The organism is Vibrio sinaloensis, from assembly GCF_000808535.1.
GTDB classification, from domain to species: domain Bacteria; phylum Pseudomonadota; class Gammaproteobacteria; order Enterobacterales; family Vibrionaceae; genus Vibrio; species Vibrio sinaloensis_D.
The window spans coordinates 123170-142251 of record NZ_JWLV01000034.1 but is presented as its reverse complement, the minus strand read 5'-3'; the positions used below and the strand labels follow the sequence as shown (position 1 = coordinate 142251).

The window sequence follows — 19082 nt, the reverse complement described above, 5'->3', positions numbered from 1 at the left end:
ACTAGAGAAGGATGTAGGAAACGTAAATGATTGTCACCATTGACATGATATGTCTTAGGCTCGGCAGCCAAGGGTTGGAAGTGTTGTTAATCAAGCGCAACAACCCAGAGCGACCGCAACATGGTATGTGGTCGATTCCGGGTGGATTCGTGTTTGAACAAGATTGGACGGAGCGAGGTGGGCAACCCGCCGATCAAGATTTTGATGCCGCGAGGCGACGCATTTGTCGGCAAAAAATTCACACGTACCCCAATTACATCAGCGAACCCATGGTAGATGGTAACCCCAAACGTGACCCTGAAGGGTGGAGTGTGACAATTGCGCACTACGCGCTGCTCAATCAAGCCAATGTCGAGCAAATAGAAAACTGTGGCTTGTGCCAAGAGCAGCTTCGCTGGTTTGCGTTAGAAGACGTGCTTCAAGATGCGTTAGACCTCGCGTTTGATCACGCGGAGCTGATTAAACTGGCGTGGCGTAAGTTGCGTGCAGCCGTTGAGTACACATCGGTGGCGTTATTCGCTCTGGACAAAGAGTTTTTAGTCTCTGACATTATCGCCGCGTACGCTGAGTTTGGCGTTGAAATTAACCGAATGACGGTCAAACGACGCCTGATAGAAACAGGCGTGATTGTTAGTGCTAACAAGATGGCGTCTACCAACAAAGGAAAAGGCGGCAAGCCTGCTCAGGTTTACAGTTTGAGCGAAAAAAGCGTGACATATTTTCAAACGTGCCTGCGTTGAACAGCATAAGGAATAACCCATGTCTTTGAAAACGGTACAGATTGAGAAATCGAAAACAGCGGCCGTCGATGTTGACCCGCAAAAAGGCTTTAGTGAGCTTTGCCCGAACGAACTGCCTGTAGCGGGGGCGCTGGAAATCGTCGACGAATTGATTGCCAACCACAGTAAAGCGAGTATTAAGCTCGTGTCGCGAGATATGCACCCTCCAGGCGCAGCGTGGGAAGCGGAAACTCCAGCGAACATGCTGGAACCTGTTGGGCTGCCAGAAGTGGATATTAAGTGGAACCCGCATTGTGTGGTCGGTACTTCGGGCGTTGAGTTGTTGCCCGGCTTGCCAGCGATTCGTGACTACGACTTCCAAATGAACAAAGGCATCGACCCAGACGCGCACCCTTATGGCGCTTTCTACCATGACCAAGCAGATACGCTGTCGACAGGCGGGATCGAGTTTCTGCAATCTAAAGGCATAGATACCGTGATTGTCGGGGGCTTGGCGTTAGATTTTTGTGTTAAGAAGTCGGTAGAACAGCTGGTGGATGCAGGCTTTCGGGTGATTCTGAATCTAGCCTCGACGCGAGCAGTGTTTCCGGAGAATGCTGAGGATGTCGCGCAAGCGTTGTCTGAAAAGGGCGTGCTTCTTGTTGAGAGCGCTTCAGAGCTCATTGTGAGTGGCAATGACAAATAAGTAGCCATCGTAGAGAAACAATCAAGCGAGGCATTGTTGCCTCGCTTTGGTTTAAAATGTCCAACTGGCTAGGTTGTCTCAATTAGCCTTGATTACGCTGGAACACCGTTTTGCCATCTTTGATCGTCTCTAGCACTTGGATCTGATTAATATCCGAAGGGGCGACCTCTAACGGGTTTGAGTCCAATACCACGAAGTCAGCACGCTTACCCACTTCAATTGTCCCCTTAGTCGTTTCCTCAAAGTTTTGGTAAGCCGCATTAATCGTCACGGCTTCCAATGCTTGGTACGGAGTAATCTTATGATGCTCACCCAGAGTTTCGCCACTGCGAGTGACGCGGTTTACTGCGCTCCACATGTTGGTCATCATATCTGGGAAGAGCACGGGCGCATCCATATGAATGGTGAACATGAGATCATTTGAATTTGCCCATCCCATCGGTGAGATGTTTGACGCTCGCCATGGTCCAAGTACCGAACTCTTATGAAAATCTCCCCAAAAATAGGTGTGAGCAGGGAAGAATGAAGGGATCATTTCATTCTTTTTCATACGCTTAACCTGATCTAAGCGAGTGGTTTGCGCATGAATCACCACAGTACGACGGTCTTCCTTGCCCAGCTTTTCATCCGCACGCTCAACCGCATTGAGTAAGATATCCGCGGAAGCATCACCATTACTGTGGCTAAGTATTTGTGCATTCATTTTGTAGGCTGTTTCTACCCAGTGATTCATTTCTTCTTGATTCAGCACTGGATAACCGTGGTAGTCGTAGGCGTGGCTATGCGGTGGCTCATAATAAGGTGTTGATAAGTAAGCAGTCTTACCTTGAGGTGATCCATCGCCGACCATTTTAACGCCCGCAAGTGTAAAGCCATTGATGGTCGATTTCATTGGCATCAGTTCAATCGCTTCTTCTAAATCCACCCATTTAGCGTAAGCGAGGAGATCGATTTTCATGAGATCATTTTCGGCCATGGTTTTCATTGCGCGTAGCGCTGGCATGGTAGCTAGCCCTTCTTGGGTGGTTGTGATGCCGTAGCTAGCGTACATATCTTGTACTTTACCAAAGCGGCGAATCGCATCTTGTTGGGTCATTTCAGGTAGGTTACCTAAAATTGCATATACCGCAGACTCTTCCAAAACTCCGGTCATTTCACCATTCCCATCACGGCGAATAACGCCTCCTTCAGGGTTTGGGGTCTGCTTTGTATAGCCAATAAACTCTAGGCCTTTACTGTTACATGTTGCGAGGTGCCCAGAAATATGCACCGCGCAGAAGTTGTAATCACCGGTAAATTGGTCGAGCTCTTCTTTGCTAGGGTGACGCTTTTCGTTTAGCTCGGCATCATCATAACCAAAGGCGACATGCAAAATGTCTTTATCTAAATTTGGCTGAGTGAAGTAGCGCGTCATTTGAGTGCGAATGTCTTCGATAGAATTGGTACTGCCCATAGGTGCTGGGTAAAGGAACTCACTTTCAATCAGTGGTAGGTACTGTGCGAAATGGCCGTGGCTATCGATAAAACCTGGAGCAAGCGTCTTTCCTTGAAGATCGCGCACATGAGTTTCTTTGCCTTTTTGCTTGAGGATATCTTGGTTTGAACCCACCGCGACGATATTGCCATCCTTAATCGCAACCGCTTGTGCGCGAGCGTTTTCACCTGTCACGGTGATGACATCAGCATTGGTAAAAATAAGATCTGCATCGTTGGCAAATACCGATGGGGTAATAAGTGCGGCGATAAGTGTTAGCGGAAACCTTTTCATTTTGTTCTCTCCGAGCCAGAAATCATGAACTGACTTCGATTTTTCCATGAAAAAACAAAACAAAAAAATCAGTTATGTTAGGTTATTCCTAACGAATTTTACTGGAGAGTATCGAGTGCATACGTTGGAACAGATCAGTGCGTTTGTTGCTGTCTTTGAGCTAGGATCGTACAGCCACGCGGCAAAACACCTAGGTAAGTCACGCACAACAGTACGAGAGCACGTAATAGCCTACGAGGATCTGCTCGGTTACCCGCTTTTTGAAATCGAGGGGCGCAAAGCGGTGCCTACAGATAAAGCGGCTCAGCTTTATCAACGTGCCAAACTTGTTGAGAAACAAAATCGGTCGCTCTTTGCTCAGAGCCAGACACTGTACGAAACTGATGTTCACACAATCAATATCTGTTATGACGTGATCACACCATTGGATCTTATTGCTTATATTGAGCACCAACTGCTTAGCTATCGCGAAGACCTCACCGTTAACTGGCTGCATCGAACCCGTGAGCAAGCGTTGGAGCTTTTGATACAAGGGACGTGTGATATCGCGATCTTGCCTTATCGTGGTAAGGCAACGGCTGAAAAAGAAGTCACTTGGCGAGCATTAGGCAATGTTGAAGTGGGTTTTTATGTTGGTTCGAACTCTCCACTAGTGCAGCGTAAAGCGCTCAAACTTGAAGAACTCATGCTAGAAACTCAATACATCACCGAGAATTTTGCCACGTTCAATTCTGATTTATTAAGCGTGAAGCTCTCACCCAAAGTTCATACTGTAAGCAATAGTGATTTACTGTGCGAGCTGGTGAAATTTAATGGCTGGACGGCCATGCCTAAGCGGTACATGACCCCTTGGGTAGAAAGAGGGGAGCTTGTCGAGATCAAGTTGAATGAGGTCGAGCAGTCGCTTCGATTTGGGCTCAATGCCTTTTTCTGTTTTGGTAAGTCAGATATTGAAGAGTTTTCTCTAATTCTTGATTGGATGCACGATTGGTGGGATCTGTCTTCGAACTAGTCTTCCCGCTTTTCGTCAAATAAGTGCCCATACACTGAGTAGCAATAATCCGAGAGTACAAGTCACGGTAGACATTGTCGTGGTTAGCGCAATAATATTGGCCGCGAGCACAGCGTTTCCGTTCATTGCCCTTGCCATAATGTAACTGGCAGATGCCACTGGTGCAGCGTTCATAAAGAAGATGATTCCGAGCTCCATCCCCTCAAACCCTAACCAATAGGCGCATCCAGTAATGAGTATTGGTGCGGCCACCAACTTAAATCCGCTTGCCGTCCAAGAGGGCGCTTGTTCTTTTTTGAGAGAGCTTAAATTGAGGGAGCCGCCAATACATAGAAGGGCGAGAGGCAATGTCATTTTGGCAAGGTAGTTACCTGCATCAATCGCAATGGTTGGTACAGGAATACTCAGAACGTAAAAGGCGATGCCGAGTAAAATCGAAATAATGAGAGGATTTTTGGTTAACGTAGCCGCCATCATTTTGCCCACCTTTACCCCCGATTCTTGATGCTTAGGAGTGAGGCAAATCACCGCCAACACGTTGTAAACCAATGTGGTTGCGGCGACAAATATCGCGCCTAATGCGATGCCTTGCTCACCATAGGCATTGGCAACATAAGCGATGCCGATAATGCCAGTGTTCGCGCGAAACCCGCCCTGTATGATCACGCCTTGGTCTGGAGAGGTTGGAAAGAGCGCCTTTACGCAAACTGATGTAAACACGAAAAACGCTACACTGGACAGCACACCGTACAAGATGAAGTGACTCGCGGCAGAGATATCATGTTCTGAAACTACGATGCTCAGAAAGAGCATGGTAGGGAGTGTCACCTGAAACACCAGTTTCGAGGCGACCTCAATGAAGTTATCGTTTATCAAACCAATACGTTTGAATACGATACCCAGCACCAACATCAAACAAATTGGCCCCGTGATTGATACAGAAAATTGCAACTGGCTGAGTAAATCCATTCGACTCATCACACAAAAAAATATCCCTTCTCAATACCTTATCAGAGTGCGTCGGTTGGAGATGTAAGAAATGTTCCAGATTTTAGAGGTTTGGCAGTATTTCATGTCGGATATGAACTGACACGTTCCGGTTTCTTATTGATATCCATTCTCATATTGATTGATAATATTGTTATGTTATAACATTGCACTGAATTTATTTTTAAGGACATGAATAATGAAATTTAGGATAGCGGGTATCGCCGCAATCGTTGCTATTGCGGCGGTCACTGTATCGCAATTCACTCAACCCACGTCAAGCCAAGCATTAAAAATCTCTGGACCGTTTGAATACTCAAGCCAAGATCTCTCGAAAGATGGTTATATGTTCACCCGAATGCAGGTTGTTGAATCTTTGGTCGCGATCAATAAAAAGGGCCAAGTGGAGCCGCAACTCGCTGTTGCGTGGACCGTGAGTCCTGATGACCTCGAGTGGACGTTCGATATCCGAGAGGGGGTAACGTTTCACGATGGCGAAAAACTGGATGCGGCAGCGGTTAAATTGGCGCTTGAAAATGCGATGGCGAAGCCGGGCGTGATTAAGCGTGCGCCTATTTCAGAGATAGTGGCGAACGGGAATCAGCTGACACTTCGCCTGTCTAAACCTTATAACCCGATGTTGTCGGTTTTGGCTCATTACACGGTAGCGATCGCTTCTCCGAGTAGCTACAACGAAGAAGGAACCTCTACTTCACTGGCTGGTACTGGCCCTTACAAAATTGCTGAACTTGTCCCGCCACATAAAATTCATGTGACCCGTAACGAGGGTTATTGGGGCAGCAAAGCCAAGATTGAAAACGTCGAATATCTAGCTGGTCATCGTGCTGAAAGTCGTGCTCTGCTCGCCCAAACAGGTCAGGCTGATATCGTGTACACCCTCGATCCAGCAAGCATCGCGCCATTGCAGCAAACAGAGAATGTCGATGTCGTGAGCGAATCTATTCCTCGGACAATTTTGCTCAAACTGAACAACGAGCATCCGTATCTTAACTCGTACCAAACACGCCAAGCGCTGAGCTTAGCGCTCGATCGTACCGGTATTTCCAAGCAGATCATTCGCATGCCGGGCTCTGAAGCCTACCAGCTTTTTGCGCCTTCGTTAGGGGCTTGGCACATTGAAGCGTTCGCGCAGACGTCTCGTGATATTGCCAAAGCGAAATCGTTGCTTGCTTCTCAAGGATGGCAGCAAAACGAACAAGGCATCCTAGAGCGAGAAGGCAAGCCGTTTGTTGTCAATCTGACTACCTATTCAGATCGTCCAGAACTGCCCGTGGTCGCTACCGCTATTCAAGCGCAATTGAAGGAAGTCGGCATTCAAGTTGATATCTCCATTGATAACTCCAGTGCGATTCCAGCGAAGCATCAAGATGGCACAATTGAGTTGGCACTCGTGGCGCGTAACTTTGGCGCCACGGTCGATCCCCTTGCGCTGCTTCTTAAAGACTTTGCTGAGCATAAAGGTAGCGATTGGGGACCAACGAACTGGTCATCGGAAGAGTTTAGCGCGCTGCTAAGCCGCTTGAGCGCCACAAAAGATCGCGCTGATTACCAACAGCAAGCGCAGCAAGCGTCTCAAATTCTTGCGCAAGAGATGCCATTGATTCCTATCACTTTCTACACCCAACTTGTGGCGGTGAATAAGAAAGTCGGCAACTTTAGCTTTGACCCGTTTGAGATCAACTACCGAATTTCAGAGATGACGCTGAATGATTAACATCCTTCTTAGAAGAGTGTTCCAAGCCACGTTGGTGGCTTGGAGTATCGGCACGTTGACATTCATTTTGATGCGCCTACTTCCGGGGGATTTTGCGTTTCGTATCGCTGCGGGTCGATATGGTTACGACTATGTGGATGCAGAAGCGGCGCAAGCAGTCAGTGCGGAGCTCGGTTTAGACCGATCTGGGTTTGAACTTTATTTTCAATGGTTGTGGGATCTGCTCCAGTTTGACCTCGGTCGTTCCCTGATTAGCGGCACCCCCGTCATTGAAGAGATAACGCATCAGCTTGGTCACTCATTGCTGCTCGCATTGGTTGCTTTGTTACTGTCTGCCCTTATCGCGATACCTATTGGTGTCTATTGTGGAAAACATGCCAACTCGGCGGCTGATAAGTGGAGTTTGATTACTTCGGTGTTTATCCGCGCTCAGCCAGTCTTTGTGATTGGCTTAGTGATGACGATTCTATTTGCACTGCACTTAGGGCTGTTTCCTGTGGCGGGGTTTGGCAGTGCAGCACATCTCTTTTTGCCGGGCTTGACGTTAGCACTCTCACTGGCGGCGATGTCAAATCGGCTTATTCGCAACGCGACGCGCAGTGCGATTACAGCACCATACTTTAAGTTTGCCAGACTAAAAGGACTAACCTTTGAGCAAGCATTCCAGCATCACGCACAGCGCCATATTGCGATTCCGATTGTCACTTTCTTAGCGATTCAAACCATTGGCTTGATGGAAGGCATCATCATGATCGAGTCACTTTTCTCTTGGCCAGGTATCGGCCACGCGTTGGCGCACGCGATTTTCGCTCGAGATATCCCAATGATCCAAGGAACAGCATTGGTGATGGGCTTGTTGTTTGTTGCGATCAACACCTTTATTGACCTCGTGACCTACCAACTTGATCCAAGACAACAGCAGGAGGCGACGCAATGAAACTGCTTGCTAAACAAATTTGGGGCATTGCGATTATCGGCGCTGCACTGCTGCTCGTGTTGACGCAAAAACTGCTCTTCAATAGTGACCCAGCCGCACAGCAACTCTCATTGGCGTTTTCTTTGCCTGATTTCTCCGAGCCACTGGGGCGCGATCATTTTGGTCGGAGTAACTTTGCTCGTTTAAGTGATGCGATTGTTACCTCGTTAACATTGGCTTGGTTAAGTGTATTGACCTCTGCTGCGTTAGGGATTGTTGCAGGCGTACTCGCAGGGTGGCGCAAAGGGTGGTGGGAGAGAAGTTTCTCTTTTGTGATGAATATTATCCTCGCAATGCCGGGGCTGATTTTAGTGCTGTTATTTGCCGCACTAGTACCGGGATCCTTTACGATTTTGTACGTCGCAATCGCCCTTATTTTGTGGGTTGAGTTCTACCGAGTGGTGCGTAATAGAACGCTATCTCTGATTCATTCTCCGCAAGTTGAAGCGTCTGTGTTGTATGGGTTTGGCTCTTGGTATGTATTTAAACGTCATATTTGGCCCCACTGCCGTCAAGATGTGTTCACCCTCTGCTGCTTTGGGGCTGGAAACACCATACTCGCGCTTGCCTCGCTCGGCTTTTTGCATGTAGGGCTTAAGCCACCAGAGGCGGAGTTAGGACTCATGATGGTAGAGCTGTTTCGTTACTACCAAGTTGCACCTTGGGTGTTAGCGCAGCCACTGATCACCTTGTTTGTTTTAGTACTCGGGTTCCATTTACTCGCGAGTGGGGAAAAGTCATGAATTGTTTTCTTCGTGTCGAATCACTGTCAGTAAAAACGGAGCAGCAAGTCTTAGTTGACCCGGTGAGTTTTACCCTCGCTAAGGGAAAGCCGCTTACGATTCTTGGCGAAACAGGGGCGGGAAAAAGTTTGATTGCGGCTGCGCTAACCGGAACCCTGCCAAAAGAGTTGGTTGCCAAGGGGCAGATTTACCTCCATGACCGAGCGGTCGGTGAAAGCGAGTTGCAGCAGATGTGGGGGCGAAAAATCGCGTTGCTTCCTCAAGAACCATGGCTTGCGCTAGACCCTATTATGCCCGCACACCAACAGATTGAAGAGGTTCATACTCTCGTTAATCAGGCTCCTGCGTCGATGGCCAAAAAACGAGCTCAATCAGCGCTTGAGAGCATGAACCTTAGTCACGCGAAACAAAAATATCCTTTCCAGCTTTCAGGTGGAATGGCGCAGCGAGTCGCTTATTTATGCGCGACTCAGGCTGGCGGAGAATTGCTGTTAGCGGACGAGCCCACCAAAGGGCTAGATCGAGACCATTGCGACATTGTTGGTGACATGCTCGCAGCGCACGCAAAACAGGGCGCATTGATTACCATCACTCATGATATCGAGCTGGCGCAAAGGCTAGGGGGAGACATGATTGTGATGAAACAGGGTGAAGTGGTGGAATCCGGAATCGCACATGAGATCTTAGCCAATCCGAAATCTGAGTACGCCAAGGCGCTTATCGAGTCGAGCCCGAAACATTGGCCAAAGCGAGCCTCTGCAAGCTCAGGTCAGCCTCTGGTGAGTATAGAAAACCTATCACTGCGTCGAAATCAAACCACCCTGTTTGACAAGGTTTCTCTTCACGTCGATGAGGGCGAAGTGGTTGGAATTTATGGTCAAAGTGGTTGTGGTAAAACGAGTTTGGCGGATGCGGTGTTAGGGTTACTCACGCCAAGTTCTGGAGAGATTGTGTTTCACCAAACGGTCAGTGTTGGGCAAAAGCTAAAGCTCTATCAAGACCCGCCAAGTGCATTTGCTACACACGTTACGCTCAATCAACTACTGAGTGATTTACAGCAAATTCACTCTTTTGATGAGGCGGAGATAGCGCCCTTGATGCGATTACTGAAATTAGACTTGGGGTTACTACAACGAACACCTAGGCAGATTTCAGGAGGAGAATTACAGCGTTTCGCTATTTTACGTGCATTGCTAATGAAACCTAAGCTGTTGATTGCAGATGAACCCACTTCAAGGCTTGACCCCATAACAGCGGCAGAAACCTTTCAGTTGCTCACTTCTCTGGCGACTGAGCGACAATGTAGCGTGATCATCATTGGCCACGACGAGGAGGCGTTGCGAAAGCTATGCGATAAGGTCATCAATTTGCATCAATATTCGCTTGAAGCTTTGAGTAATAAGGTGGCGATGACGCCCGTGTCGACCTAGTCCCCATTCGGCTCCTTCAATTGTGCCTTTTTGGTAAAAGAGGTTAGCGAAGGAGCCAGTCGTGCACATGCGCTGAATATTAAATAAATTAATTGATAATAATTATCATTATTATATCTTTAATGTCTCGCGATAAACTTCAATCTTGGAGACTAAAATGGGACATTCCGACATCACACAACTTCTGATTCCAAAAAGCGACTGGGTATCTCCAGATCTCTATTTGTATGAAGGTGAAGACCGACTGAAATTAAGCTTGGAAGGAGCCATTCAGTTTAGTGGTTTAAATAGTATTGGTGGGGTCGTGCTCGGCTTTCGGATGATGCAATATGCGGTGCAACTGTCTGCTGGAGACTTCCCGCTGCAGCGTGACGGCATTAGCATCTATACGGCGTTTCCTGGCCGCGGTGTCCAAGACGCTTTTGAATACACATGTCGAGCGCTGCGAGATCGTCGCTACTGCTGCGATACGACATTGAATCACCCTGCCGCCCAATCTGGTCAACGTGGACAGTTCTTGTTTACCATTCGAGCCAACGAGCAATCCATGGTGATGACGCCAGCGAATGGTTTGCCTCGACAAACCTATTTTGAAGCCGATCGCCAATCACAAGATAGCCGCGAAGCTGCGGCAAGATGGCGAGATGAGAAGATAAACTTCGCAAACACGCTGTTGAGCTTGCCGCCGGAAAAGTGCTTGCGCGTATTGTAATCACGAGTTCAAATTAGTGGCTGTCGCTCACATTCTGGTGAGCGATATGCCTTGCTACTACGTGTTTTCTATCCATATATTTCGGCTTTAGCTTGCAAAGAAATCACGACGAAAGCTCGCGATCTGCTGTTGGTAATAGCTCTGCCATTGTGACTCTGACATGTGGGCATGGCTGCTTGAACGCTGCGCTTCTAGGGTAGATTTCAGTTGTTCTAACTCGTGTTGATAGTCACGAACTTGCTGTTGCTGATCGACGATTTGCTGCTTGCGAGCCTGAATGTCGTCACTCTCTTTTTGCGTCAAGTATTTTTGCGCAAGTGCCTGAACTAACGCCTCGCGTTCACTTTGGCTAATATGGTTCGGAATTAACGTGACGGCTCGTTCGTATTTTGCTTGCTCACTGGTTAATCCCAGAGCTTCCTCACTGCCTTGCCAATTTTTCACTAAATCGTCAAAGGCTTGTACGTAGTCTTGCGCGGGCGCTGCGCCTAACTGTTCTGCCTCTAAACTGAAGTCGTACAGCACAAACTCATCATCAAAAATGACATCTGCCAACTCTCCCCATATCTTTCTTGCTTCCGATTTGAGAAGAGCGATGCGAGAGGCGAGCGGTTGCTGATCATCAAACAACAAGTTTCCGACACTTTGCTGCCATTCATTATTGAGCCGATGGTAGTTCGCGAGCAAAGCAAACCGCTCTTTCGATAAACGGCTTTCCAGTTCGGTAAGTTGAGATTCGCAGTTGTTGCGGGTTGTGCAACGATGCCAAAAGGATTCGATTTCACCTTTCAATGCTCGCCCCTTGGCGTCACTTAACACTTCAGCAATCTCATTGATTGGGGATGTTGAGTGTTTTTCTTTTGACTCAGGTTGTTCGTCTGCGCTTTGAACTGAACTTGCAAAAACGTCGTTGGGCGATGGAACTTCTGCCTTATTTGAAGAGGGTGCTATCGGTAGTGGCGCTTCTTGATTCTCATCCCCAGCAACAGAAACCCAAACTATGCCCGCCAAAATGGCGGGCACAGAGATTAGTAGAATACGCTTCATGGCTTGATCACAGCGCTAACAGGGAAATGATCCGACAGATTGTAGTGTTTCCACAAACTCTCAGCGGTAGAGCGTGGAACGTCGACACGGTTATCGTTAAATGACTTCACGCCGTATTCATTACTCACCATCACGTAGTCGAGGTACTCCACATTCTCGCCACCAGATAAAGCCTCACCGGCAAAGTTGTTGATGCGAGGATCGAAGGTCGAAGCGGTATAACCAGAGTACTGGGGCTCGATTGCACTCAAGTTGGCAATCATCTGCTGGTAGTCACCAGGGAACTTCAGTTTGTTGACGTTGAAGTCACCACTGTAAACCACAGTTTCACCGCTAGGGATGTTCAGAGACTTCGCCATAGCACGCATCTGCTTGAACTGACGCTGACGATACTCACGTGCAGTGTCGGTATCAAAAGAGGCGGTATGCGTTGCGAACACGTGGTAAGCCTGACCGCCTTTAATTATCTCCGCATAGTTCACGCCTTTATCGGCAAAGCAATCCGTACCCGAACAATCTGGGAATACGTATTGAGCCTGATTAACGATAGGGTAGCGACTCACAATGACGACGCCGCCGTCATGGATGTTGAAGCCATCTTTGTCGAGCATCTTAGTCTGGTATGGGTATTCTTTTGCAAGCTCACGCAAGAACGCATCACGCCCACTGGCAAACACCTCTTGCAGCGCTAAGACATCGTAACCTTTGACGTAGTCAGGAATCAGTTCGTAACGATCGCCAATGTGAGAAGCAATCGCCGGAAGTGCCCAGATGTTGTAAGTCATCAGCTTGAGGTTTTGCTCATCGGTATCGACGATTTCATCTACCTTGCTAGGCGTAATGGTGTAGTACAAATCATCATAGCGAGCTGTGCTGGCAGACTTAAACGCCAGTTCTGACGTGCGGTCACCAAATGCGTCGGTACTAGAGCGGTGAATATTGCGATCGTCTTTCAGCGCGAGATCCACATCCGCCGCAGAGACGCCGTATTCAATACTTGAGTTGTACCAATGACCTTGCATTACCTGATTCAAGGTGACGCTTTCACCTCGCGGGTTAGAAACCACGGTGTCGAAGCGATACTGCTGGCCTGACTTTACGCCCTCCCAGCGGTTAAAGCTCAATATTGATTTGGTTTCCCAAGGGCCGAGCACTTGCACATGCTGTTGCCATTCTTCACCGTAATTCAGTAAATCACTGCCTTCGTGTTTCACTTGGATGGTTAGCGGCTGAGCCGAGTTATTCGTCAGGTATACATCCGTATCGGCTAAGCTAGGTAGCGCAACCAAAGCACCTAGCAAAAGAGTCCACTGCGTCAATTTCATCTTGTTTTTCCATAGTTTGTGTTAGAGCAATCATTCTTATTTATTAATATGACTGGCACGTTAAATATGGATGACAAGTGACGATTCACCAGAAAGAGTTCGTGAGTTGTGATCTTTATTCGGATTAATGCGCTGTTGAATCTCCCACTGATTATGTTGTGATTTTTATCTATATGATTCAAAACGATTGTTACTATAAAAATTACTTGTCAAAAATGAGATGGGCTAGGGCTTATTCATTCAGTTGATTGTGCTACCGTAAGCGTATGTTTCTGTTAGAGAACAGTCATTGCAACGACCTTCTTTCTAACTGAGTTGTACATGCATAAGGGTTTACTATGAGAGTTTTTGGACACATACCCGATACCGAAGTCGGTGACATGTTCGAAAATCGAGCCGCGTTAGCCAAATCTGGCATCCATCCTCCAATGCAAGCTGGTATTAGTGGCGGCGCTAGAGAAGGCGCTGACTCAATCGTGCTTTCCGGCGGTTATGAAGACGACGAAGATTTTGGCAATGTCATTATCTATACCGGTGCTGGTGGCCGCGATGAAAACAGCGGCAGACAAATAGCCGATCAAAAACTAGAACGTACAAACCTCGCTCTGGCTAGAAATAAGTTAGAGGATTTACCTGTCCGGGTTACCCGAAGCCATAAACATCAAAGCCACTATTCTCCAGCCAAAGGTTACCAATATGCGGGTTTATACCGCGTTGAAGACTATTGGTGCGAGCGTGGATTGTCTGGCTTCAAAGTATGGCGTTACAAACTTGTCCAAATTGATTCGGAACCTGCGGCAGAGGTACAAGACACAACCAAAGCACGTTATGAGGTAACGTCCCGCCAAGCCGTTACGGTCAACAAGATCGTCCGAGACTACAAAAAGGCAAAGCAGGTAAAAGATTGGCATCAATACCAATGCCAAGTATGCGGTTTGGCCATTGATACTGGAGCGGGGTACTACTCAGAAGCTGCACACATTCAACCGTTGGGTGAGCCGCATCGCGGACCTGATGTGGTCGAAAATATCCTGTGCTTATGTCCAAACCATCACGTGATGTTTGATAACGGTGTGTTTTCTATCGCAGATGATTTCAGTTTGATTGGTCTAGACGGACAGTTAACGCTGAACAAGAAACACAAGATAGAACAGAAGTTTCTTCAGTATCACCGAGAGCATTATTTTAACAATTATCGTTTTATTCAATCTGGAGGATAATTAGTGGCTAGCACCGGTACGTATTATTTAGGTCGAGTATTAAAGCTAGGAACATTGGATCAAAAGAAACTAATTGATGCAATTAAAGAGCCCACTACAGTTTCTTATAGAGGATCTTCTTGGACGTTTATTGATGTTCACGAAGCTGAACATAATGGAATCAGATACATATTTGGTCGATTGAGTAAATACAAACCGCTAGGTGAAGTAACAGTCGTTGATACTAGAAAGAGGACAGAAGAGACTCAGATTGAACCTAACCTAAAAGTAGCGTCGAGCCCTTTCGTTTATATTCCATCTCATTCTGGTATAGCGTTTCTCAATGTCTATAACCATATTGAACAAAAAGCGTTCATCAACCGATTCTGTTCAATAATTGAAGAAACGTATCAGCGATTTTTTGTCGATTGTCATATAGAACTTGTATCTGATCTTCGTTCATTCTCGGCGAAGGTATCCTCTCTAGATGGCATTTATCATGTAAACGCTAAAATATCTCCTCCAAATCCAATGTTTGGATGCCTTTGGGCCGAGTTGAAGGACTATCTGATAAAGCGCAACACTGACCGAATGACTGTCGTAGAAGATGCGCCTGATAACCAACCTTTAAATACAGACCTTCCTTATCATATCGAAAAAGCGGCTAATCAGACTGCTGAAGAACAATATGTTTCTGATGAACCACTTCCCATAGGAGATGCTGCGATTTTAATGGCCGCCGATGGATATGGACACGGTACAGTGAAAGGAAGAAGAAACAACGAAACTGTTACCATCAAAACTTCAGAAACAGTGAAGAACTTTTCATTTGATAAGAATCCAGAGCCTCATGAATTATTTGATAAGGCAGTTGAAGTTTTTGACGACATAAAAGAAAAGCGACATTTGGGACATTGATGAGTAGAGTCATAGATATTTTCCGTTTCACATTGATATCATTTGAGCTACTAGTATTTTTATTATTACTAGCTTTCAACTATCACTTTCCAGAATTTTTTTACATTGTTGGTAATAAACTGAAGGGGAATGATGAGCTTTGGAAATTTATTCCATTACTCCCAGTGGCATTCCTTGGTGTTACGCACCAAAGAGCACAAAAGGTATCTGCTCCTCTTGAAGGAACATCAAATAAGCAGCTTTACGAGTGGTGTTCTTTCCATAAAGTTTTTGATCGTATTATAGCTTCGTATTTTATATGTATTTTGTGTTGCTTTATGTCTTTTTCGATTTGGTTTTTTGCAGAAGAGCTCAATCAAAACCATTTGGGGGTGTTATTACTTGCCTCAATCGCAATGTCTGGCTTAACTGCTTTTCAAATATCTCTTGCATCAATGAGAATTAGACAAATAATCGAACAGTACTCATAAGCTGTATTTTGGGCGCTAAAGCTAACGAAAATTACATACAAGGGTGTAAAGATATGGAAATCACCTGCCATTGCGGAAACATCGTTGTTAAAGCGGATTTACCAAAAGAGATAGCGTCATGTAATTGCTCGATCTGCCGCCGATACGCAGCGTATTGGGCGTACTACTCACCAGAGCAAGTAACGGTTCGCTACTTAAAGGAGCCACCTGTGTTTTACATCTGGGGAGACAAAGAAGTAGAGTTTCATCGCTGTAATCTGTGCGGGTGCTTGACGCACTACGTAACGACCGAGAAGTGCGACTCTGGTGTCGTCGCAATTAATATGCGAATGGCAGAAGAGGAAGTCTTGAAAGATATCCCGCTAAGACTCATTGACGGTAAAAATTACTAACTAAAGCTAGGCTCAAGTCTGGCTTTTCTCTTTCTAGTCTGGTGACTTTATCTTTGATATTTCAATCAGTTGTGCAACATCTCCCAGTTGTATAGCCGGAAAAACCTTTATAAATTAGAGTTAAATATCTATTTTATGAACCGGCTTCATAAATTTTATGCAACTCAATTCATTTTGGATGCTGTAGTGAATATAACAACGCGCTCAAATATATAACTAATCAATGAGTGTTGTTATGTCTCATACCCGTCTATTCCCACGTCATCGCGTGGCGCTCGCTTGCATGCTTGCTGGTGCTTCCAGTTTCTCATTCGCTCAAGAGCAGTGCGATGTTACCGATCTTCAACGAGCTTCTGATCTTGCGTCTGCTGTGTCTGAAGCCACTCATCATTGTTACAGTGATTGGTTTTCTACCCCCGCTGATTCACTGAACGATATCTACAGTGAAGCGAGCTTAAGCCGTATTCAAATCGCGTTAAACCAAACCATCGCAAGCTATCGCGGTGAAGCAGAGCAAGCGCGCAAACTCGAAAACCTGGGTGAGTTTGTCCGCGCGGCTTATTACGTTCGTTACAACGCGCAACAGCCGGACTTTTCTCCGGCATTGAGCCAACGTTTTGCTCAGTCGATTAATGCGTTCTTAGCCAATCCACACGCGCTAGACCAAGGACGCGAGCAAGTGGGTGCGATGAAAAGCCTGACGTTGATGGTCGACAATGTGAAGCAACTTCATCTAACAATGGAAGCACAACTTGCGGCGCTTCGTCACTTCAATCGTGAGACGGCGCAAGACACACAATGGGTTGATGGGCTGAATAACCTTTTCCGTGCGATGGCTGGTCATGCCTCGCGAGATGATTTTTACCAATACATGGCAAGCCATACGCAACACATTGATACGTTAGCAGCGTTTGCTCGTGATAATACTTGGGCATTGGATACGGATGCGAGCTTCTTGGTTTACAACGCCGTTCGCGAAACCGGACGTTTACTAGCGAGCCCAAACCCAGCCACTAAAGAGAAAGCGCTGCGTGCTATGCAGCAAGTGATGGAGCAAAACCCGCTTGGTAGTGAACACGACAAGTTGTGGCTGGCCGCCGTCGAGATGATGAGCTTTTACGCGCCAGAGGGGTTGAATGGTTTGGATATCGAGCAGGCGAAACGTGATTTGGCGGTTCGCGTACTGCCTAATCGTCATGAGTGCCAAGGACCTGCGATCATTCGTTCTCAAGATCTCTCGCAAGATCAAGCAATTCGTGCCTGTGACGTGTTGGCTGAAAAAGAGGCTGACTTCCACCAAGTGGCGAACACAGGGCATCAACCTGTTGCGGACGACAACAACGAACGAGTAGAAGTCGCCGTGTTTGCGAACAATGGCAGTTACGTGGATTACTCCTCTTTCTTGTTTGGTAACACGACAGACAACGGCGGTCAGTATTTGGAAGGTAATCCGGCACAAGCAGGCAACGTGGCGCGCTTTGTCGCTTACCGCTATGACAACGGTGAGGCGCTCTCTATTCTTAATCTAGAGCATGAATATGTTCATTACCTCGATGCTCGCTTTAATCAGTATGGATCGTTCAGTGACAATCTGGCGCATGGCCACGTTGTTTGGTGGCTAGAAGGCTTTGCTGAATACATGCATTACAAACAAGGTTACGATGCGGCGATTAGCTTAATTACTGATGGCAAGATGAGCCTATCTGATGTGTTCGCGACCACTTATTCTCACGATACCAATCGTATTTATCGCTGGGGCTACTTAGCGGTTCGCTTTATGTTGGAAGAGCATCCGCAAGAGGTAGATAGCTTACTGGCGCTTTCTCGAACTGGTCAGTTTGCTGAGTGGGCTGAGCAGGTTCAGTTATTGGGTGAGCAGTACAATGGTGAGTTTTCCCGTTGGTTAGATTCTGTCTCAAGTGAACCTCAGCAGCCTGAACCGAACCCAGATCCAAATCCGGTTGAGCCGACAGAGCCTTCTGATCAAGTAAAGCAACTCGCAGTAAATCAGAGTGTGGTGCTCAGTGGTGCAGCATACAGCGAGCAGCTGTTCTACGTTGATGTGCCAGAGAACACCACTCACTTTGATGTGGCAATTCATGGTGATAGCCAAGGCGATGCAGATTTGTACATCAGCTTTGAAAAAGAAGCCCATTACTACGATTTTGAATACAGCCAATATGGAGATGGCAGCAACGAAATTGTGACATTTGAGCCAGAGCAATCGGGTTACATCAAACCGGGTCGTTACTACATCAGCATTGCGGGCCGTTCGGACTTTAATGATGTGGCGTTAAAAGCATCATTGGAAACAGAAATTCCAGCGCCACCATCACAAGAGCAAGATGACTTAACTCCAGTGGTTCTGAAATCTGGCCAAGCGCGAACTTTAACGGTGCACCAACAACGCTACGCTGCGGTTTATGTACCGCAAGGTGTTAAACAAGTAAGAGTATGGCTAACGGACAAGTCAGGGCGCGGCAACGTTGATTTATACGCCAGCCAAACCTATTGGCCAACCAAGGGGCAGCACGAGTACGCATCCAACTATTGGGGCAGTAATGAATACCTAGAGGTTCCGGTAACGGAGGCGGGGTACGTGCACTTTTCACTGGTTGCCGATGGACAAGGCGACGATGTGGAGATGGTCGTCTATTTCCAGTAGTGGAAACCAAGCAAAGCCGAGCAGCTGTTCGGCTTTGCAACGTCATTAGATTGGTTGAATTAAGAAGGTCAGATTAGCTAACGAGTTTATACTGTTCTTAAACTTATGATTTAAATAACGTTATTTGGTTGGTTTACAGTGGAAGGTCGTTAATTGATGTAGGTCAATCTTATCATTGATTGTTTTGTTAATAGATTTGTTTCATAAGTGTTAATAAAAGTCTGTGCGCTACATCTGCCGTGGTGTTCAAAAATCAATCAGTTTTAACATCGTTTTTT

General features: G+C 46.7%; 17 protein-coding genes. 13 read left to right on the top strand and 4 right to left on the bottom strand.

Annotation, left to right across the window (positions count from 1 at the left end):
* Window positions 1-26 precede the first annotated feature (26 nt).
* Window positions 27-740 carry an NUDIX domain-containing protein gene (locus RJ47_RS15275; protein WP_005470696.1) on the top strand — a complete coding sequence of 238 codons (714 nt, stop codon included), beginning with the start codon at window positions 27-29 and terminating at the stop codon, window positions 738-740.
* A 19-nt stretch (window positions 741-759) separates the two neighbouring features.
* Window positions 760-1425, top strand: coding sequence for an isochorismatase family protein (locus RJ47_RS15270; RefSeq protein WP_039484937.1), 666 nt, complete (start codon window positions 760-762; stop codon window positions 1423-1425).
* Between the two features lie 82 nt (window positions 1426-1507).
* On the opposite strand, the gene RJ47_RS15265 is transcribed toward RJ47_RS15270, so the two are convergent.
* On the bottom strand, window positions 1508-3193 hold the full coding sequence (locus RJ47_RS15265; protein WP_039484934.1) for an amidohydrolase: 1686 nt from the start codon (window positions 3191-3193) through the stop codon (window positions 1508-1510).
* A gap of 46 nt (window positions 3194-3239) precedes the next feature.
* On the opposite strand from RJ47_RS15265, the gene RJ47_RS15260 reads away from it, so the two are divergent.
* Entirely contained in the window at window positions 3240-4205 is a 966-nt protein-coding gene (locus RJ47_RS15260) for a LysR family transcriptional regulator (RefSeq protein WP_231565961.1), read from the top strand.
* A gap of 15 nt (window positions 4206-4220) precedes the next feature.
* Here the strand turns inward: RJ47_RS15260 and RJ47_RS15255 are convergent, their stop codons facing one another.
* A complete protein-coding gene (locus RJ47_RS15255; RefSeq protein ID WP_039484928.1) occupies window positions 4221-5174 on the bottom strand; it encodes an AEC family transporter in 954 nt (317 codons plus the stop codon).
* A gap of 217 nt (window positions 5175-5391) precedes the next feature.
* Between RJ47_RS15255 and RJ47_RS15250 the strand changes: the two genes are divergently transcribed.
* The 5 genes from RJ47_RS15250 to RJ47_RS15230 all read left to right on the top strand — a co-directional run bounded on the left by RJ47_RS15250 (window position 5392) and on the right by RJ47_RS15230 (window position 10788).
* The gene (locus RJ47_RS15250; protein WP_039484925.1) at window positions 5392-6927 is read left to right on the top strand and encodes an ABC transporter substrate-binding protein; all 1536 of its coding nucleotides are present in this window, start codon (window positions 5392-5394) and stop codon (window positions 6925-6927) included.
* Window positions 6920-7864, top strand: coding sequence for an ABC transporter permease (locus RJ47_RS15245; protein WP_039484923.1), 945 nt, complete (start codon window positions 6920-6922; stop codon window positions 7862-7864). The genes RJ47_RS15250 and RJ47_RS15245 overlap by 8 nt, the downstream gene beginning before the upstream one ends.
* On the top strand, window positions 7861-8646 hold the full coding sequence (locus RJ47_RS15240; RefSeq protein ID WP_039484920.1) for an ABC transporter permease: 786 nt from the start codon (window positions 7861-7863) through the stop codon (window positions 8644-8646). Before RJ47_RS15245 ends, RJ47_RS15240 begins: the two co-directional genes overlap by 4 nt.
* Window positions 8643-10076 carry an ABC transporter ATP-binding protein gene (locus RJ47_RS15235; protein ID WP_039484917.1) on the top strand — a complete coding sequence of 478 codons (1434 nt, stop codon included), beginning with the start codon at window positions 8643-8645 and terminating at the stop codon, window positions 10074-10076. The genes RJ47_RS15240 and RJ47_RS15235 overlap by 4 nt, the downstream gene beginning before the upstream one ends.
* Window positions 10077-10233: 157 nt before the next feature.
* Entirely contained in the window at window positions 10234-10788 is a 555-nt protein-coding gene (locus tag RJ47_RS15230) for a hypothetical protein (RefSeq protein ID WP_039484915.1), read from the top strand.
* Window positions 10789-10875: 87 nt separating this feature from the next.
* Here the strand turns inward: RJ47_RS15230 and RJ47_RS15225 are convergent, their stop codons facing one another.
* Window positions 10876-11835, bottom strand: coding sequence for a hypothetical protein (locus RJ47_RS15225; protein WP_039484912.1), 960 nt, complete (start codon window positions 11833-11835; stop codon window positions 10876-10878).
* Window positions 11832-13160, bottom strand: coding sequence for a sphingomyelin phosphodiesterase (locus RJ47_RS15220; protein WP_039484909.1), 1329 nt, complete (start codon window positions 13158-13160; stop codon window positions 11832-11834). The genes RJ47_RS15225 and RJ47_RS15220 overlap by 4 nt, the downstream gene beginning before the upstream one ends.
* Before the next feature lie 338 nt (window positions 13161-13498).
* On the opposite strand from RJ47_RS15220, the gene RJ47_RS15215 reads away from it, so the two are divergent.
* From RJ47_RS15215 to RJ47_RS15195, 5 genes are all read left to right on the top strand, one after another.
* Window positions 13499-14380, top strand: a complete 882-nt coding sequence (locus tag RJ47_RS15215) for a YDG/SRA domain-containing protein (protein WP_052237964.1) — start codon at window positions 13499-13501, stop codon at window positions 14378-14380.
* A 3-nt stretch (window positions 14381-14383) separates the two neighbouring features.
* Window positions 14384-15277: a hypothetical protein gene (locus RJ47_RS15210; RefSeq protein ID WP_231565960.1), complete on the top strand. Its 894-nt coding sequence runs from the start codon at window positions 14384-14386 to the stop codon at window positions 15275-15277.
* Complete coding sequence (locus tag RJ47_RS15205) at window positions 15277-15747, top strand: hypothetical protein (protein ID WP_039484906.1); 471 nt, start codon at window positions 15277-15279, stop codon at window positions 15745-15747. The genes RJ47_RS15210 and RJ47_RS15205 overlap by 1 nt, the downstream gene beginning before the upstream one ends.
* A gap of 53 nt (window positions 15748-15800) precedes the next feature.
* Window positions 15801-16139: a GFA family protein gene (locus RJ47_RS15200; protein WP_039484903.1), complete on the top strand. Its 339-nt coding sequence runs from the start codon at window positions 15801-15803 to the stop codon at window positions 16137-16139.
* 235 nt (window positions 16140-16374) lie between these two features.
* Window positions 16375-18804, top strand: coding sequence for a M9 family metallopeptidase (locus RJ47_RS15195; RefSeq protein WP_039484901.1), 2430 nt, complete (start codon window positions 16375-16377; stop codon window positions 18802-18804).
* The last annotated feature ends 278 nt before the right edge of the window (window positions 18805-19082 follow it).

Bases quoted from the DNA above. Each gene is read 5' to 3' on its own strand.
- RJ47_RS15275 (WP_005470696.1), top strand. From the start codon at position 27: ATGATTGTCACCATTGACATGATATGTCTTAGGCTCGGCAGCCAAGGG.
- RJ47_RS15270 (WP_039484937.1), top strand. From the start codon at position 760: ATGTCTTTGAAAACGGTACAGATTGAGAAATCGAAAACAGCGGCCGTC.
- RJ47_RS15265 (WP_039484934.1), bottom strand. From the start codon at position 3,193: ATGAAAAGGTTTCCGCTAACACTTATCGCCGCACTTATTACCCCATCG.
- RJ47_RS15260 (WP_231565961.1), top strand. From the start codon at position 3,240: ATGAAAAAACAAAACAAAAAAATCAGTTATGTTAGGTTATTCCTAACG.
- RJ47_RS15255 (WP_039484928.1), bottom strand. From the start codon at position 5,174: ATGGATTTACTCAGCCAGTTGCAATTTTCTGTATCAATCACGGGGCCA.
- RJ47_RS15250 (WP_039484925.1), top strand. From the start codon at position 5,392: ATGAAATTTAGGATAGCGGGTATCGCCGCAATCGTTGCTATTGCGGCG.
- RJ47_RS15245 (WP_039484923.1), top strand. From the start codon at position 6,920: ATGATTAACATCCTTCTTAGAAGAGTGTTCCAAGCCACGTTGGTGGCT.
- RJ47_RS15240 (WP_039484920.1), top strand. From the start codon at position 7,861: ATGAAACTGCTTGCTAAACAAATTTGGGGCATTGCGATTATCGGCGCT.
- RJ47_RS15235 (WP_039484917.1), top strand. From the start codon at position 8,643: ATGAATTGTTTTCTTCGTGTCGAATCACTGTCAGTAAAAACGGAGCAG.
- RJ47_RS15230 (WP_039484915.1), top strand. From the start codon at position 10,234: ATGGGACATTCCGACATCACACAACTTCTGATTCCAAAAAGCGACTGG.
- RJ47_RS15225 (WP_039484912.1), bottom strand. From the start codon at position 11,835: ATGAAGCGTATTCTACTAATCTCTGTGCCCGCCATTTTGGCGGGCATA.
- RJ47_RS15220 (WP_039484909.1), bottom strand. From the start codon at position 13,160: ATGAAATTGACGCAGTGGACTCTTTTGCTAGGTGCTTTGGTTGCGCTA.
- RJ47_RS15215 (WP_052237964.1), top strand. From the start codon at position 13,499: ATGAGAGTTTTTGGACACATACCCGATACCGAAGTCGGTGACATGTTC.
- RJ47_RS15205 (WP_039484906.1), top strand. From the start codon at position 15,277: ATGAGTAGAGTCATAGATATTTTCCGTTTCACATTGATATCATTTGAG.
- RJ47_RS15200 (WP_039484903.1), top strand. From the start codon at position 15,801: ATGGAAATCACCTGCCATTGCGGAAACATCGTTGTTAAAGCGGATTTA.
- RJ47_RS15195 (WP_039484901.1), top strand. From the start codon at position 16,375: ATGTCTCATACCCGTCTATTCCCACGTCATCGCGTGGCGCTCGCTTGC.